Annotated in this window: 12 protein-coding genes; 8 read left to right on the top strand and 4 right to left on the bottom strand. The window is 46.5% G+C overall.

Annotated elements, in window-relative coordinates; all coding sequences use genetic code 11:
• The first annotated feature begins 57 nt into the window (after window positions 1–57).
• The 8 genes from JUB15_RS21525 to JUB15_RS21490 all read left to right on the top strand — a co-directional run bounded on the left by JUB15_RS21525 (window position 58) and on the right by JUB15_RS21490 (window position 12,648).
• On the top strand, window positions 58–606 hold the full coding sequence (locus tag JUB15_RS21525) for a sigma-70 family RNA polymerase sigma factor (protein ID WP_207514723.1): 549 nt from the start codon (window positions 58–60) through the stop codon (window positions 604–606).
• Between the two features lie 111 nt (window positions 607–717).
• The gene (locus tag JUB15_RS21520) at window positions 718–1,929 is read left to right on the top strand and encodes a FecR family protein (RefSeq protein ID WP_207514722.1); all 1,212 of its coding nucleotides are present in this window, start codon (window positions 718–720) and stop codon (window positions 1,927–1,929) included.
• A gap of 123 nt (window positions 1,930–2,052) precedes the next feature.
• On the top strand, window positions 2,053–5,625 hold the full coding sequence (locus tag JUB15_RS21515) for a TonB-dependent receptor (protein WP_242696455.1): 3,573 nt from the start codon (window positions 2,053–2,055) through the stop codon (window positions 5,623–5,625).
• A gap of 24 nt (window positions 5,626–5,649) precedes the next feature.
• Window positions 5,650–7,395: a RagB/SusD family nutrient uptake outer membrane protein gene (locus tag JUB15_RS21510; protein WP_207514721.1), complete on the top strand. Its 1,746-nt coding sequence runs from the start codon at window positions 5,650–5,652 to the stop codon at window positions 7,393–7,395.
• Window positions 7,396–7,429: 34 nt separating this feature from the next.
• Window positions 7,430–9,430, top strand: coding sequence for a phosphodiester glycosidase family protein (locus tag JUB15_RS21505; RefSeq protein WP_207514720.1), 2,001 nt, complete (start codon window positions 7,430–7,432; stop codon window positions 9,428–9,430).
• A gap of 5 nt (window positions 9,431–9,435) precedes the next feature.
• Window positions 9,436–10,305 (top strand): exodeoxyribonuclease III, encoded by an 870-nt coding sequence (locus JUB15_RS21500; RefSeq protein ID WP_207514719.1) that lies wholly within the window; start codon window positions 9,436–9,438, stop codon window positions 10,303–10,305.
• A gap of 5 nt (window positions 10,306–10,310) precedes the next feature.
• A complete protein-coding gene (locus JUB15_RS21495) occupies window positions 10,311–11,531 on the top strand; it encodes a YdcF family protein (RefSeq protein ID WP_207514718.1) in 1,221 nt (406 codons plus the stop codon).
• 25 nt (window positions 11,532–11,556) lie between these two features.
• Window positions 11,557–12,648, top strand: coding sequence for an SGNH/GDSL hydrolase family protein (locus JUB15_RS21490; RefSeq protein WP_207514717.1), 1,092 nt, complete (start codon window positions 11,557–11,559; stop codon window positions 12,646–12,648).
• A gap of 65 nt (window positions 12,649–12,713) precedes the next feature.
• Here the strand turns inward: JUB15_RS21490 and JUB15_RS21485 are convergent, their stop codons facing one another.
• The 4 genes from JUB15_RS21485 to JUB15_RS21470 form a co-directional block, all read right to left on the bottom strand.
• Window positions 12,714–13,391 (bottom strand): TIGR02117 family protein, encoded by a 678-nt coding sequence (locus JUB15_RS21485; protein WP_207514716.1) that lies wholly within the window; start codon window positions 13,389–13,391, stop codon window positions 12,714–12,716.
• A gap of 149 nt (window positions 13,392–13,540) precedes the next feature.
• Window positions 13,541–14,599: a DNA polymerase beta superfamily protein gene (locus JUB15_RS21480; protein ID WP_207514715.1), complete on the bottom strand. Its 1,059-nt coding sequence runs from the start codon at window positions 14,597–14,599 to the stop codon at window positions 13,541–13,543.
• Window positions 14,589–15,350 carry a nucleotidyltransferase domain-containing protein gene (locus tag JUB15_RS21475; RefSeq protein WP_207514714.1) on the bottom strand — a complete coding sequence of 254 codons (762 nt, stop codon included), beginning with the start codon at window positions 15,348–15,350 and terminating at the stop codon, window positions 14,589–14,591. The genes JUB15_RS21480 and JUB15_RS21475 overlap by 11 nt, the downstream gene beginning before the upstream one ends.
• A 1-nt stretch (window position 15,351) precedes the next feature.
• Entirely contained in the window at window positions 15,352–15,675 is a 324-nt protein-coding gene (locus tag JUB15_RS21470) for a S24 family peptidase (protein ID WP_207514713.1), read from the bottom strand.
• Window positions 15,676–15,882: the final 207 nt, after the last annotated feature.

Genomic DNA, 15,882 nt, shown 5'->3' with positions numbered 1-15,882 from the left:
AAATTCGAATCGACCAACTAATTGTACCAGGTGTTACATCCCTTGAAAGATACTGGAATGTTGCAGGCCATTGCGCAGGACGACGAACGCGCATTCAATGGCTTGTTCCTTGAATATCACCAGCAACTGGGGAGTTTTGTATTTGCGGTCACCCGGTCTAAAGAGTTAACGGAAGAGATCATTCAGGACGTTTTCGTAAAAATATGGGAGAACAGAAAAGACTTACCCTCCATTAAAAACTTCGCCGCATACCTGTTTATTATCACCCGCAATCACACCCTCAATGCCATCAGGCGACTGGCGCAGGTAAAAGAGAAACAGGAAGCCATAGCGCAGCATTATGCGCAGGCAGCAGTAAAAGAGGCAATGCCTGAAGAAAACCTGTATGCGCTGCTGGATAACGCCGTAGACCAGTTGCCAGCGCAGCAAAAGAAGGTATACCTGTTACGACAGCAGGGGCTGAAAAATGCAGACGTTGCTTTTCAATTAGATATCTCGGTAAATACCGTTAAAAAATACCAGCAGTGGGCCATGCAAACGATCGTAAAGCTGGTTAAAGCCGGGCCGTTTACGGGGTTGGTAATTATTTCCGCTGCATTTTTATAATTTTTTCTGTTCTTTATATCTCCCTTTTTCACCTTTTCGTGTCTTTATTATAAACAGGTAGTTGTTCCCCTCCGATGCGGCGCAGGGAGATCACTACACCAATTTTCATCTATGGCTGATGCAAGGCTCGATATGCTTATTGACCGCTTCCGCAACAAAACGATCACTGATGCGGAGCATGCAGAGTTATTAGAGCTGTTGGCTCAGCTGGAAAATGCGCGTACAGCCCGGCAATTTTTCAAAGATGTTGCAGCCGGGCAAAGGGATAACGACCAGCATTTTAGCGCCACAGAGAGCCAGGAGCTATATGCCGCTGTGCAGGCGTCGATCGGCGCGAAAGATAAGAAGCCGGTGATCCGGATGTTACCACTATGGAAGTGGGCCGGTATTGCTGCGGCTGCCTGTATAGTCTTAGTGGCGGGCTATTGGTTGATGCAACCCACTGCCCCGAAACAAGGGAAACCCGTTGCACAAACACCTGCGCATACACCGGATCTGTTGCCCGGTAAAAACAACAAAGCAGTGCTTATACTGGCAGATAATAAACAGATCGTGCTCGATTCAACTGGAGCTGGTCTGTTGAGCATGCAGGGAAACAGCAGGGTCATAAAGGATGAGAACGGGCAGATCGTTTATAAAGGTGAGCATACGGATAACCATACTGAAACGGTATATAATACCTTGCAAATTCCCAATGGCGGCGGGTACGAACTGGTGTTGTCAGATGGCAGTAAAGTGTGGCTGAACTCGGCCAGCCGTCTGCGATTCCCCGTTAATTTTTCAGGAAACAGCCGCGAAGTGGAGCTGAGTGGTGAGGCCTATTTTGAGATTGCGAGGGACAAGGCGCGGCCGTTCAAAGTTCGCTTTAATAATAATACGGTAGAAGTACTGGGCACCCACTTCAATGTGAACTCTTACACCGATGAAACCACGCAGGCAGTAACGCTGCTGGAAGGATCGGTAAATGTTTCAAATGCACAAACCAAGGTTATCATCAAACCGGGGCAGCAGGCCAGGCTGAATGGTATAAAGAACATTCAGGTGAAAGAAGTGGATGTTGAAGAGGCCATTGCCTGGAAAAACGGTTATTTCATTTTCGTTGAAGAAGATATTAAAAGCATAATGAGAAAACTCGCCCGCTGGTACGACTTTTCGCCGGAATACCAGGGCAATATAGGGGATGAACAGTTTGGCGGAATGATATCCAGGTTCAGGAATATTTCAGAAGTATTAAAGATGTTTGAATCTACCGGTACCATTCATTTCAAAATAATTCCGGGAGATCATTCAGGCAAAGGAAAGAAGATCATCATCTCGAAGTAACATTCATTAAACCTTCCTGTTGAGTACTGTTCCGGCGGTGGCAAGCCACACCGCCCGGGGAACTGTTTACTTGTCCAGAAACAGTCAACGCTTCCATTAATAAACAACTAACTAACTGAACGTATGAAATTTTATACAGTGTGCCAACGTATAAAAAGCCATTCGGTTTATTACAGAAAATTATCTGTAAAACTACTTGCTACCATGATATTGGTGATGGTGCTGCTGCCGTTCACTATGGCCGGCTATGCACAAAAAGTGACCATCAATGAACGCAACAAACCACTGACCGATATTTTCAGGGCTATCAGGAAACAAAGCGGTTTTGATTTTATTTATAATGTAAAGTCGGTAAAGAAACTGGGCAATGTTTCTGTAAACATGCACAATGCGGAAGTGAGCGCTGTGCTGAATGCGGCCTTATCCGGTTCCAACCTCAGTTTTGAAGTAAATAACAAAAGTATAATCATAAAAGAGTCGGCTCCCAAACCGGAAGAGAAACCCAGGGAAGTGAGCAAAGGAATGCCCCCCATTACCATCCATGGAAAAGTGAAGGACAGCAAAGGGATGCCGCTGGCGGGCGCCACCATCACCGTAAAGAATACGAACCGTACCACGGTGACCGATGAGAACGGCGAATTTCAGCTTGCCGATGTAAATGAGAATGACATCATCGTCATATCCTATACCGGCCATGTTACGAAAGAACTGCCGGCGACCAGCAAATCGTTCGGTTCCCTGGTGCTTAGCGAATTGCTGCAGGATATGGGCGAGGTAGTTGTTGTAGGGTATGGTACACAGAAGAAAATAAATTTAACCGGCGCCGTGTCGCAGGTGAATGGAGACGCCGTGAATCAACGCCCCTCAGCCAATGTGGTGACTTCACTGCAGGGATTGCTGCCCGGATTGAATATTCAGTCGAACAATGGTGATCCCGCTGCTACACCGGAGATCAATGTGCGCGGCTTCAATTCGATCAATGGCGGATCGCCGCTGGTACTGATAGATGGTATCCAGGGCAATATCGACCGCGTCAATCCGATGGATGTGGAGACTGTTACCGTACTCAAAGATGCGGCATCTGCAGCCATCTACGGCGCCCGCGGCGCTTTTGGCGTAATTCTCATTACTACCAAAAAAGGGAAGCAGGGCAAAATTCAGATCAATTATACAAACAATTTCGCTCAAACAAGCCCTACCAACCGCGTTGATTATATTTCCAATCCCTACGATTACGGTAAAACGGTTGATGCCGCATTGTATGGATATAACGGCACTACCTATACCGGTTATACCGATGCCGATTACGAAAAATTACAACAGGTGCTTGCAGGCGAACGCGAACCCTTTCGCGAGCTGCAGCCCAATGGCAGTTATAAGTTTTTTTACAATACCAACTGGTACGATTACCTGTTCCGTAAACGGCAGTCGTCCTACAGCCATAACCTGTCGTTGTCTGGTGGTACCGAGAAAATAGCGGGTTATCTTTCAGCGCGGGTATACGAAACAGAAAGCATCCAGAATATCGATGATGCCGGCCTTAAAAAATATAATCTGAAGGCAAACCTTACCCTGAAAGCAAACAAATGGCTGGAGATCAGTAATAATACACAGCTTGCTAGCGATGACAACCTCGAGTATGCCGGCGCCAAATCGGGTTACGGCGGCCTGTGGAGCAATACAACCTGGTATTTTCTCTTTCCGTTCTATCCCACAGAGATCGATGGCATCCCGTTCGACTTCTTTGCCAGTGGCGCCCAGGGGGCGCTGGCCGACCGGTCAAATTACATAAAACTGCACCGTGAGCAGCTCTTCAATACGCTAAGCGCCAAGATCACACCCTTTAAAGACCTTCAATTCAATATCGATTACAGCAATACGATCAGCCAGGCAGCCCGCACCACAAGGTTGAACCAGTTCTCTTATTTAAGCGGCGATAAAGTACTGTTGCAAACGGGTGGCGTGAACAGGCTTACGGAAGAGCGTGACCGCAGTTATTACAATGCGTTGAATATTTATGGTACGTATTCAAAAAGCCTGGGCAATCATAACCTTAAATTGTTATTGGGCTTCAACCAGGAAGAATTTAATTCAGACCAGGTAACTGCTGAACAGGGTGGTTTGCTCGACAATGACCTGGCTAACCTTCGGCTGGGAACCGAATTATTAAGAGCCACCGGTGAGGCCGGCACCTGGGGTGTACAAGGTTATTTTGGCCGGTTTAATTATGATTTTAAGAATAAATACCTGCTGGAGGTAAATGGCCGCTACGATGGATCGTCAAAATTCCCTGAACAAAGCCGCTGGGGATTTTTCCCTTCTGTATCTGCGGGATGGTATGTTAGCCGGGAAAACTTTTTCGAACCGCTGAAAAATACTGTGAGCTCGTTGAAACTCAGGGTCAGCTATGGAAAGCTGGGTAACCAGAACATTCCGAATAATACTTTCCTGCAGTTAATGGAAACCAGGCAAACCAGCTGGCTGATGAATAATGGAAGGATGAACTATGCGTTGGCGCCGCTGCCTTTGCCGAAAGTAGTGAGCTGGGAAAATACGCGGACCATCGACTTTGGCGCCGATCTTGGTTTTCTGAATGACCGGTTAATGGCCTCCTTCGACTGGTATGAAAAGCACGTGGAAGATATGTACCTGCCCGGGCAGCCGCTGCCCTCCACATTCGGCGCTGCAGAGCCCAAAGAGAATATCGGCAGCCTGCGCAATCGCGGCTTTGAACTTAGTGTGACCTACACCGACAGATTTCAGGTAATGGGCAGCCCGCTCAGGTTCAGGGCAACAGCCAGCGTGTACAATTTTGTGGGTGTTATTACAAAATATCCCAATCCCAATGGGTTAATGAACACGTACTGGGAAGGACAACGTCTGGGAAGTATCTATGGTTACAGGATCGACGGGCAGTTCCAGAGTGATAAGGAAGCGAAAGATTATCAGAGCAGTTTCGTGAACCCCAGTGCCAGTCTGGGCCAGGTGTATAACTATGAAATAAATATTGTTCAAAATACCGAGTGGAAAGGACTGCGTGCCGGCGATATCAAATACCTGGACCTGAACGGTGACGGCGCCATCAACAAAGGCAAAAACACTCTCGAGGATCATGGAGACCTGGACAGGATCGGGAATGCGATGCCTGTATGTCCGTTCGGATTTAACATCAGTGCCGACTGGAAGAATTTCGATCTGTCTATTGCCGGAACAGGCGTGGCAAAACAAGATTGGTATCCGTCAGGGGATCTGTATTGGGGAACTTATGAAAGACCTTATTTGTCGTTCATTCGCAAGGACCTCGTGAACAATGCCTGGACCCCCGAAAGACCCGGAATGTATCCACAGATCCAAAGAGCCTACGCAGCGCTGAATACCAGCGGCCTTCGTTCATTGGGAGAAACGAATAGTTATTACCTCACCAATGTTGGTTTTTTACGGGTGAAGAACCTCACAATAGGGTATACGTTGCCAGAACATTTAACGAAGCGGGCACAGCTGCAACGGCTGCGGGTATACGTTAGCGGTGAGAATATCCTCACGTGGCGGTTTGGGAACCTCACGCGCTACCTCGATCCGGAAATGGCCGGTGCAGGTGTCAGTTACACAGATCCCAAAGACGCCGCCACCCGCGGCAGGGCCGAAGATTATCCCATCGGAAAAATATTTTCCGCCGGCATTAACCTTACACTTTAATCCCAGACCTCAAAAGATATTGTAATGAAAAAGATATGCTATATACCGGTAATTATCGCTGCAGCGATTGTAACAGGCTGCAATAAAAGCGATCTGCTCGATAAAGGTGCAAAAGACAGTATTGAAGCTGATAAATTCTTTAATACGGCAACCGACCTGCAGGTGTATACCAATGGGCTGTATGAAATGCTGCCGACCGCATCGTTATATACAGACGAAGATTCCTGGAGCGACAATCTCATTCCGTTGCAGGTTAACGACCGCGTTAAGGGGGCCCGCATCATTCCTCCCACTAATGCCAATACTAAATGGCAATGGGAGAACCTGCGATCGATCAATTTTTTCCTGGAACATTATCAAAAGTGCCCGGATGAAGCTGCAAAGCTGAAATATGGTGGCATTGCCCGTTTCTTCAGAGCGTTTTTCTATTACGATAAAGTAAAAACCTATGGAGATGTTCCGTTTTATAATAAAGTGCTAACGGCCAATGATCCGGAGTTGTATAAGCCCCGGGATTCACGGAAGCTGGTGATGGATTCTGTACTGGCCGATATTAATTATGCCGTAGCCAATATTCCCGCGGAAGTACAGTTGAACCAGATCACTAAATATACAGCACTGCTGTTGAAGGCCCGGATCTGCCTGTTCGAAGGCACCTTCAGAAAATATCATCAACTGGGCGATCATGAAAAATTTCTGACCGAAGCGGCTGCAGCCGCCCATGAGCTGATAACTTCCAACGCTTACAGGTTGTTTACCATCGGTGGCGTGAATGCATCGTACCGGGAGTTATTTGCGCGCAATGACCAGGACGCAACTGAAACCATACTGGCCCGCGATTATAATCCTACATTCGGCCGTCATGGCGTCAGTTACCTGATGGTGGCGCCTACGGCCGGCTTATACGGCATACCGAAAGATATGATCGACAGCTATCTCATGAAGGATGGCAGCCGGTTTACCGAACAACCCGGCTACCAGACCAAAACTTTTTATGAAGAAATGCAGAACCGCGATCCCCGGCTTACGCAAACCACACCGGGTCCCGACTTCGCGGCTTATAAAGAAACGACCCGCGAACCGGTGAACCTCAGCATTACAACTACGGGTTACCGTGTGATCAAGGCGCTGGCTTCGCGTGATCAATGGGGATCGCTCAATTCATATAACGATATAATTATTTTCCGGTATGCAGAAGCTTTGTTAGTGCTGGCGGAAGCGAAGGCTGAACTCGGTACGCTTAGCCAGGCCGACCTCGACAGATCGATCAATAAACTGCGCGACCGGGCCGGTATGCCGCACCTGGATATGATTGCGGCAAACAATAACCCGGATCCTTTTCTTGAAGCGCAGTATCCGAATATTGATAAAGGTATTAATAAAGGCGTGTTGCTCGAGATCAGGCGGGAAAGGCGCATCGAGCTGTTCAATGAAGGCCTGCGCTGGGATGACCTGATGCGTTGGAAAGAAGGAAAGAAACTGGAAAAACCAATGGTAGGTATGTATTTCCCGGGACTGGGCGCTTTTGATTTCAATAATGATGGCAAGGCAGATGTGTTTTTACACACAGGAAATGCCTCCGGAGCGCCCGCCGGCACTACCAGTATCATTAATGTAAATCAGAAGCGGTTGACCAATACCACGTCGGGTAATTTTAATCCTTTGTACAGCACGCCAAGAATATTCAATGAAAGCAGAGACTATTATTATCCCATACCAACCGAAGATCTCACCCTCAACCCTGACCTCGTACAAAATCCTAACTGGTGACCGGCACTAATTATTAACATTCAACCTTATTTACATGAACAAGATCCTTCTCCTGGGCCTCTTATGCCCGCTCTTTATTGTAACTGCACAGGCGCAATATACCCTGGATTCAACCCGCAGGATGTCGCCCGGCGTTGTATACAAACACTATTCAACCTCATCTCCTGCCCGGCAGATCCATGTGATGGAGATCGACCTCACAGAATCAACGGTTCATTTGCAGTCGGTGAAATCGTATGGCGTCATCGATACATCCAAGCAAACGGTGCCGCAAATGTATGCTGCGCACGATCACTTTCGCCATCACGATGTAACGGCTGCTATCAATTCTGATTTTTTTACCAGCCAGGGTCCCGAGTTCAATCCACGGCACATGATGATCGGCGATGGGGAGATATTATATGATACCAATCTTAACCGGACTGTTTTTGGCATTACAGAAGACAGAATACCTTTTATAACAAAGGTCAATGGAAGTTATAGTGTAACGGCAGGCGGTTTCACCCGGACCATCAATCACATCAACAGGTATTATGGCGATGCCGACCAACTCATTATGTACAATCGTTTTAAAGGCGCTGATACCGACAGGCCTGCCGGTGGTACTGAGATAATGATCGAGCCGGTAAATGGAGGTGATTGGAAGGCGAATGCCGTCATTACCTGCAAAGTGCTGGCGAAATCGAACGCCGGGAATATGGCAATTGTTCCCGGTAAAGCTGTGTTGTATGGTGTAGGCGCCGCAAAAGTTTTTCTCGAAAGCATCAAAGTTGGTGACGTGATCTCACTGAACCTGCAGGTGATCGCAGCTTCATCGGGACTTACCAATATTAAACAACTCACCGGAGGCTGGACAAGACTTGTGCGCGATGGCGCCAATTACGCCACCGCCAGCGTGGAGGAAGAAGGCGGTGCTTCAGATTCAACCCGTGAACCAAGAACGGCCATCGGGTATAACCAGGCAAAAACTAAAATATACTTCGTTGTGGTAGATGGCAGAGATGCCGGCGGAAGCAAAGGCATGACCCTCGCTGAATTAGGCGCGTTGATGGTTTCCCTGGGCTGTTACCAGGCATTGAACCTCGATGGCGGCGGTTCTTCTACCATGGTAGGCAATGGGGCGTTGAGGAATAATCCATCCGATGCCGGCGGCCCGCGGCCTATCCCGAGCTGTTTGCTGGCATACCTTTCCAGCATAACACTTGATGATTTTGAAAATGGCGTAGGACATTTCAACCGCGACCCGACGTACAGCCCTACGACAACGGGTGTATCAGGCTTGTCAAATGTTACTACGGCCAAGACCTGCCACAGCGGCTACTGGTCATTGATCGTGAAGCTGTATGATAACACGGCATCGAGCGCTAACTGGAAAGCCAGGATATTATCAGGCAGCGGCATTATTTCCAATAACCGTTATTTTGACAATACCGGTACTTTCAGTTTTTATATGAAAACCTCCACGGCCGCTGCAGGCGCCAAGGTGAGGATCTGGCTCGATGACACCGATGGTATAGAGATGTCACCAGAACTTGCCGTACTCAACGATGGCCAATGGCATAAATACACCTGGAACCTTGCCAACTTTAATGGAACGCCGGTTGATACCGGTGACGGAGTGCTGCAGAGCAATGGCATCCGGCTGAACTCAATTGTTTTTACCCAGCCCAATACTGCTCAGGACTGGTTCATTTTTATCGATGACATTATGGTTGATCTGAATGGTACCGCAGCAACAGGCGCCCGTAAAGCAGCTGACCCTGACATTCCCAATGGCGATGTAATAAAAGAAATGAAGGAAAATATCATCGTATATCCCAACCCCGGTAACGGCATCTTTACCATTGACTTCAAACAAAAGCAGGTAAGCTCGTTCGACCTCACCGTGATGGATACTTATGGAAAGAAAATATCGATCAGGAAATACAAGGGTGGAACGCAAACAGTAAATTTGTCGCACCTGCCCAAAGGAATATATTTGCTGTATATAAATGGCGGAGCGGTTAACAGGTCGGTTAAAATAGTTATTAAATGATTTTTATGCGGCGATTCTTTCAAGGTACCCTTTTTATTTTCGTATTATTCTTTCAGAGTAAGGTCTTTTCCCAGAACAATCGATTGCGGTTCATTACCTACAACATTTTGCAAGGTATGCGGCTCGATACAGCTGCCGGCAAACCTGTGTTTGTTCAATGGGTAAAGGAGATGGATCCTGATGTGCTGGCCTTGCAGGAAGTGACAGGTTTTACGCAAGCCTCCCTGGAACAACTGGCGCAGCAGTATGGACATCCGTATGCAGTATTGCTGATCGAAGGCGAGAAGTACCCGGTGGCCATTACGTCTAAATATCCGATTGTGCATGTGCAAAAGATAAGTGATAATATGGACCGCGGATTTATCGCGGCACGCGTGAAAGATATCAATGTGATATCCCTGCATTTTACGCCGTTCGACTACCGTAAACGGCGCCAGGAAGTGGAGCTGTTGCTGGCGCACATCAATGCGCAACCTGAAAAACAAAAATGGGTGATCATGGGCGATTTCAACACCGTATCGCCGGCCGATTCTGGGAGTTACAGCGATGGGCGCATGGTAGCCAACTACCAGGCTTATGAAAAAAAATATGCGCCCATTCAAAAACTGGCCAACGGCAGGCTCGATTATTCCGTCATAGAGAAGATTACAGCCAACGGTTTCGCCGATGCGCTGAAAACAACCACTCCCTCGTTTGTAAAAACAGTGCATCCAAAACGGTTTGAACCAAAGAACGGCGCTGACGTGCCATCGAGGATCGACTTTATATTTGTGAGCAGGAACCTGGTGAAAAAGATCGCTGCAGCGCGGGTGTTGGTGGATTCATTCACTGATAATTACTCAGATCATTACCCTGTATTACTTGACCTGAAATAAAGATGATGAAAAACGCCTTTGTTAAATTCATTTGTTGTTGTTTACTCTTATTGATCAGTGTTTCGAAAGCCCTGGCTTTGTCTGAAGAAGAACAGCTGCTGCTTATGAAGAATTTCCCTTTTCTTTATATGCTGGAGCCGGAATTGCATAAATTGGACAGGCAACCAGCCTGTTTTGAAAGGGTGAGGAAAAGACTGGAACTCGCTGCGCAGGAAGCGTTGCATTGCAAAACAGCGGCCTGTTTCAGCAGCACGCTGCAATTCACGAAAGGCGAGATCGATTCCCTGGGCGATGATCTGGTGAGCCTGGTGCTGGGCAATAAACAGATCAAAAAGCTGGTACATACTATTAAGGACGGTGGGCCATACCCGCTGTTTAAAAAGGAATCGGATGCTATTTTTGTTCGCAAAGCATGGGAGGCAGATGCCAAAGGGATCAATTACGTGCTGGGTATCTATATTGAGGGACGCGCTCCCTTGTATCCAAAGATCGATTCAATCAGTTTTTCAAAAGATGATCCGGCTTTTCGCGACAGTGTTGCTGCCGGTTTAAACAAGGTAATAAAAAACAGGTCTACTGTATTTTTTAGTATTCCAATACTGTTTACCCTTGAAGCGCTGCGGTTAAATGGTCGCAATGAAGCTGCCCGGTATGAACCTTTAATTAAAAAAGAAAATGCAGCAGCCTATAACCGGTCAAAAAAGATAAAATGGAAGTCTTATCCATATAGTGTTATCCTGGTGCCAGGCCTTGGACCTGAACAGCCGGAAGTAAAACTCGATCCGGGCAGCGCCAGGCGGTGCGATAGCGCCGTTATTCGATACCGCGCCGGCAAAGCGCCTTTCATCGTTGTTTCGGGAGGACATGTTCATCCATTCAAAACCCCATATTGTGAAGCCATCGAAATGAAAAAATACCTGGTAGAGGTGTTGCATATTCCTGCTGAGGCCGTTATTATTGAACCGCATGCCCGGCATACAACCACCAACCTGCGCAACACCAACCGGATCATTTATCAGTTTAAAATGCCAACGGATAAACCGGTGTTGATAGTGACTGATCCTGGCCAGAATACCTATATTAACGGCGCCATGCATAATAAGGTAATCAAGGAACTGGGTTATACGCCCTATACCGCCATAAAGAAGTTAAGCGCCAATGAATCAGAATATTTACCTTCAGAAAATTCAAAACAGATCAATTCACTGGAGCCACTTGATCCGTAATTAAAAGCTAAACATACTATTGCCGATGAAAATTGCGAAACACAAACTGTTCTTTACGGCTGCAATTCTGTTGATGGTCCATTCTGTACGTTCACAGGATAGCATTCGATATGTAGATGCTGCTACATTGTTAATGACCGGAAAAGCAAAAACAACGGATTCTATTTATCAGCGCATCGACACGGTAGATACCAAAGGCATGCCGCCGGCTGTTATCAACCTTTCCAAACAAAGCGCGGGCATTGCCGTGTTATTTGAGACCAACTCCACCCTCATTCGGGCTAAATGGAACCTGCCGAAAGAGGTGTACATGCACAATATGACACCGATTGCCCACAGCGGTCTTGACCTCTATTGTATGAAGGATGGGAAATGGCAGTTTGTAGGTGTTGCAAGAACCGGTAAAGGCGTCAATCAGAACCAACTGATCGTGCACCACATGGATAGCTCGATGAAGCAGTTCATGTTATACCTGCCGCTCTACAATGGCGTTAGTGAATTGCAGATAGGTGTGCAAAACAATGCCGTCATTCAACAACCCGGTAAACCAGGCGTGAATAAAGCGAAACGCGTTGTAGTATATGGTTCCAGTGTGGTACAGGGCGCCTCGGCGAGCAGACCCGGTATGGCATATCCCGCCATCCTGCAGCGAAGAACCGGCTACGATGTCATTAACCTCGGCTTCAGCGGCAGTGCTAAAATGGAACCAGCATTGGCTACATACCTGGCCACCGTACCGGCCGACTGTTATGTACTGGATTGCATTCCCAATCCCAGCCCCGAGCAGATCAGGGAACGTTCTTATTCCTTTATAAAATATTTGCGCGAGCATCAGCCCACTATCCCGATCATAGTTGTAGAAACGGTGTTCCGGCAAAATGGTTACTGGGATCAAAAGGTCGGCAAGACCGTTAAAGAGCAGAACAACGAGATCAGAAAGACCTTTGAACGTCTGCAGAAAGAAGGCTATAAGAATATTTATTATATAACGACCGATAAACTGATCGGTAATGACCATGAAGCTACGATCGATGGCATACATTTAACTGACGTGGGCTTCATGAGAATTGCGGATGCCATATTGCCGGTCATTAAAAAGGCATTGAAAGAAAAATAGGCTGATATCCTCACGCAACAATTCACCCGGCAATGATCTTTGAACAGAGGTTATTGCCGGGTTTTTTAGTGCGCATACTGATACCGGATGCCATTTGAAAATGGCGTCCACCAGCAGGCTTTCTGGCCGCAGGCTTTTAATGCATTGTTGGCCCATGTATTACAGGTATGAAATAAACTGTACCGGCCTTTGGCTTCATAAAAAGCATCGTTATTACCGTAAGGTTTTGCAGCTGTTATGGCAATAGGCGTACCCGTAGCCGAGGTTTGCAGGCTGTTCTCAATAAAAGCCACCAGCCGTTGGTATTGTTCATTGGAGATAACCAGCTTTACGCAATTCTTTCCTTCTTTAATTTTTTTGTAATACGTGGCGTGAACAGCGGAAGAGCTCAGCCAGAAAGCCGCTTTAAAAGCGGTACTTGCTTTCAGATCGGCCCAGGTAGGTGTTTCGAGGTAAAAGCCCTTATCGCCCCAGCCAATGGCAATGTAATTGTACATGCTGTCGCCGGCGAGGGTGTTTTTATACAGGATGCTTTCGCTCCAGTCTTTAAGGGAGTTTTTTACCGGCATTACAATATCGGTATGTACAGCGCTGCTTTTAATGTAGATAGTTACCTGGTGTGAGGCGTTGGTTTCGGCTGCGACGGTCAGGCGTGACAGCATCCAGGCAGCACCGAGATACACCAGTATCAGTAACAGGAAGGTTACAACAGTATATCCTGTGTATTTCAGGAACTTTCTCATGTGCCAGGTTATTGATCTCTTCTTAATTCCAGAAGCCGCATGAAAGTAACCTGTTTTATAACAAAATGGCCAGTTCGTGGTATGCAAAAGCGGTTAGCATTAACGGATAGTTATCCAGATGCGTAAACACCCTTATTGCCCATACGGGTTTACCCGTAAAGTTCTTCCCGCATTTGAACCAGTATGGCTTCTATTTTTTCTTTGTCGGGGTATGGCGTTAACTGACTGGTACTATACGCCGCTTCAATGCGGTTCATCAGTGCATCGGCCATCACGAGCAGATCATCATATTGAAAATCACCCGCTTTAATCGATAACAATTCCTCGCGGTTGCTGCGTTTAACCTGTAAGGTTCCTTTGGTAAGAATTTCTTCTGCCACCTGCAGCAGCCTGATCGTGTGCATCATATTCTTGGCATCATATCCTTTGCCGTGAGTTGCATTACCCAGATACCGCGCCTCATTTCGTTTTTCAACCCATTCCCAGTATTCCTTGTAGTCTTTACAGTATGACGAATAGTTTTCCTTATTGAAAAACAAATAGGCTAATTCTTTCTCTCCTTTAGGAATGGACGACAGGGATACTTCGTTCGCCAGCTCGCTGCTCATGATGCCCCTGTAATGAAGCGTATTATCGGTGTCATAGAACAGCGCATACAATCCCTTTGAGTGAGGCATGTTGATCAGTCCGCATTGTTCCTGAACAAAATTGTGCTGCGCCAGCCATTCAGTCAGTGGTATTGAATGATAACCCTGCAGGATGAAACAAAAATCAAGCACCGATTTGCGTACCGGCTCAATAGGGTTCACGATCTTCTTTTTATAACCTCTTGCTTTTTTTATTTGTGTAAGCGCATAACCCGCAAAAGTTTCTTTGCAGAGTTTCGACAGGAACAGGTTGATGTGCAGCCTGTTTAAAATGGGATGCCGGTACAAAATACAATCTTCCGGCGATGCCAGCAGTTCCAGAATATTGGGGTTATTCTTTATCAGCAATTCTACAAAACGCCCGAGTTCATAATATACTTCGTCGCTCGATTCATTACTGATCTGTGGAATGTAATCGAGCCCATAGAACTGTGCTTTAGGCAGGTAGTAAACACCTCGCAGGTCTGTGTCAGACGTGGAGGTGTTTAAACCATATGCTTTGCTGCCACTGATACACTCAAACAGCAACAAGCCTTTCTGTTTTATATCCTTAATGGTCATACCGCGTAATGGTGGTTACAAAAAATTCATCCAGCTGCTCAGCATTAAAATGTTCTTTTTTCAACGGAACCGATGCTTTATTGATCCGGTCATATTCAGCGTCAATAAATGTTTTCAGTGCAGGGTGGATGTTTATAACAAAACTTTCTGCTGCATGGGCCTTTAACGCGATGAGCTCATTCACCTGTTTTTGTAAAGGGTCAGGCAATAAGGTCATTAACGGTCCAATGGTCATGGGAGCAATGGTTTGCTTTTCCAGGCACCATTTGGCGGCCAGCAGGGGTCTGAGCACATAGAACAGTTTTTTGATCTTTATTTCATTGTCATTGGCTATCGTTTTCATGGCCCCTTTGGCTATACCAAGGTAATGATGAATATTGGAACGCTGGTCAAAATAAGCCTGGCTCAGCGACCACAGCTCATTTTTAAATCCGGGTTCTTCGGTGTAAATAATGGGCGACTGCAGCCATTCAAACGGTGTTGTGTTTGATTTTCTCATCAGCTGCAGCACTTTGCGAATGTCCCAGCCATACATGTCCAGGTCGCCATTGATGGCGAAATTCAGGTCATAGGTCCGGTCCATTACAGACAAATAGTATTTATAGGGACGTACGTAAATGAATCGTACATCGTAATCGCTGTCCGGTGAAGGAAATTCCCATCCCCTGCTCCCCGACTCACAGGCAAACAGTATTTTTATGTTATGCTCGTGTGCTACAGCTGTCAGTCTGTTGAGTATTGTTTCTCGCATGTTATTCCACTTTATAAATGATCTTTCCCTGATATTCTGCCTGAACTACTTTGCCGTAAATGGTCTTTGTCCAGCCGTTCTCAAAACCATGATTATTGGCGATCAAAAATCCTTTATTGGCATCTTTCTTTATCACTTTATGAGCATCGATGTATCTGCCTTTTACTTTGCAAAATACTATATCGCCTATTTTATATTCCGCTGCTTTTACAAAGGTCAGCAAACTTCCGTTCTTCAAAATGGGCAACATGCTGTTGCCAAATGCTTTTATTTTTCCTGTTCCGGCTACATCTAAATCTGTTTTTAGCCTTTCATACTTATTCATGTTCTTCTAAATATCATGTCTACAGTTCCCCCGGTGAGATTCGAACTCACATTCTCATCACTGAGCTACGTGGCTGTAAATACGCTTCCCTACTAAGCAACAGGGGCCTTTCGGTGCACTGTAAATTCTACCCATAATTTCGCATAGAGATTACGGGACTATCCACACACGCTGCGATTAGACAATTTTACCGCAGGCTTTTCCTTT

Source organism: Longitalea luteola (assembly GCF_017356035.1).
GTDB lineage: Bacteria > Bacteroidota > Bacteroidia > Chitinophagales > Chitinophagaceae > Niastella > Niastella luteola.
This window is presented reverse-complemented; position numbering and strand designations above follow the sequence as displayed.

Coding starts and splice junctions, on each gene's coding strand:
- JUB15_RS21525 (WP_207514723.1), top strand. CDS start 58: ATGTTGCAGGCCATTGCGCAGGACGACGAACGCGCATTCAATGGCTTG.
- JUB15_RS21520 (WP_207514722.1), top strand. CDS start 718: ATGGCTGATGCAAGGCTCGATATGCTTATTGACCGCTTCCGCAACAAA.
- JUB15_RS21515 (WP_242696455.1), top strand. CDS start 2,053: ATGAAATTTTATACAGTGTGCCAACGTATAAAAAGCCATTCGGTTTAT.
- JUB15_RS21510 (WP_207514721.1), top strand. CDS start 5,650: ATGAAAAAGATATGCTATATACCGGTAATTATCGCTGCAGCGATTGTA.
- JUB15_RS21505 (WP_207514720.1), top strand. CDS start 7,430: ATGAACAAGATCCTTCTCCTGGGCCTCTTATGCCCGCTCTTTATTGTA.
- JUB15_RS21500 (WP_207514719.1), top strand. CDS start 9,436: ATGCGGCGATTCTTTCAAGGTACCCTTTTTATTTTCGTATTATTCTTT.
- JUB15_RS21495 (WP_207514718.1), top strand. CDS start 10,311: ATGAAAAACGCCTTTGTTAAATTCATTTGTTGTTGTTTACTCTTATTG.
- JUB15_RS21490 (WP_207514717.1), top strand. CDS start 11,557: ATGAAAATTGCGAAACACAAACTGTTCTTTACGGCTGCAATTCTGTTG.
- JUB15_RS21485 (WP_207514716.1), bottom strand. CDS start 13,391: ATGAGAAAGTTCCTGAAATACACAGGATATACTGTTGTAACCTTCCTG.
- JUB15_RS21480 (WP_207514715.1), bottom strand. CDS start 14,599: ATGACCATTAAGGATATAAAACAGAAAGGCTTGTTGCTGTTTGAGTGT.
- JUB15_RS21475 (WP_207514714.1), bottom strand. CDS start 15,350: ATGCGAGAAACAATACTCAACAGACTGACAGCTGTAGCACACGAGCAT.
- JUB15_RS21470 (WP_207514713.1), bottom strand. CDS start 15,675: ATGAATAAGTATGAAAGGCTAAAAACAGATTTAGATGTAGCCGGAACA.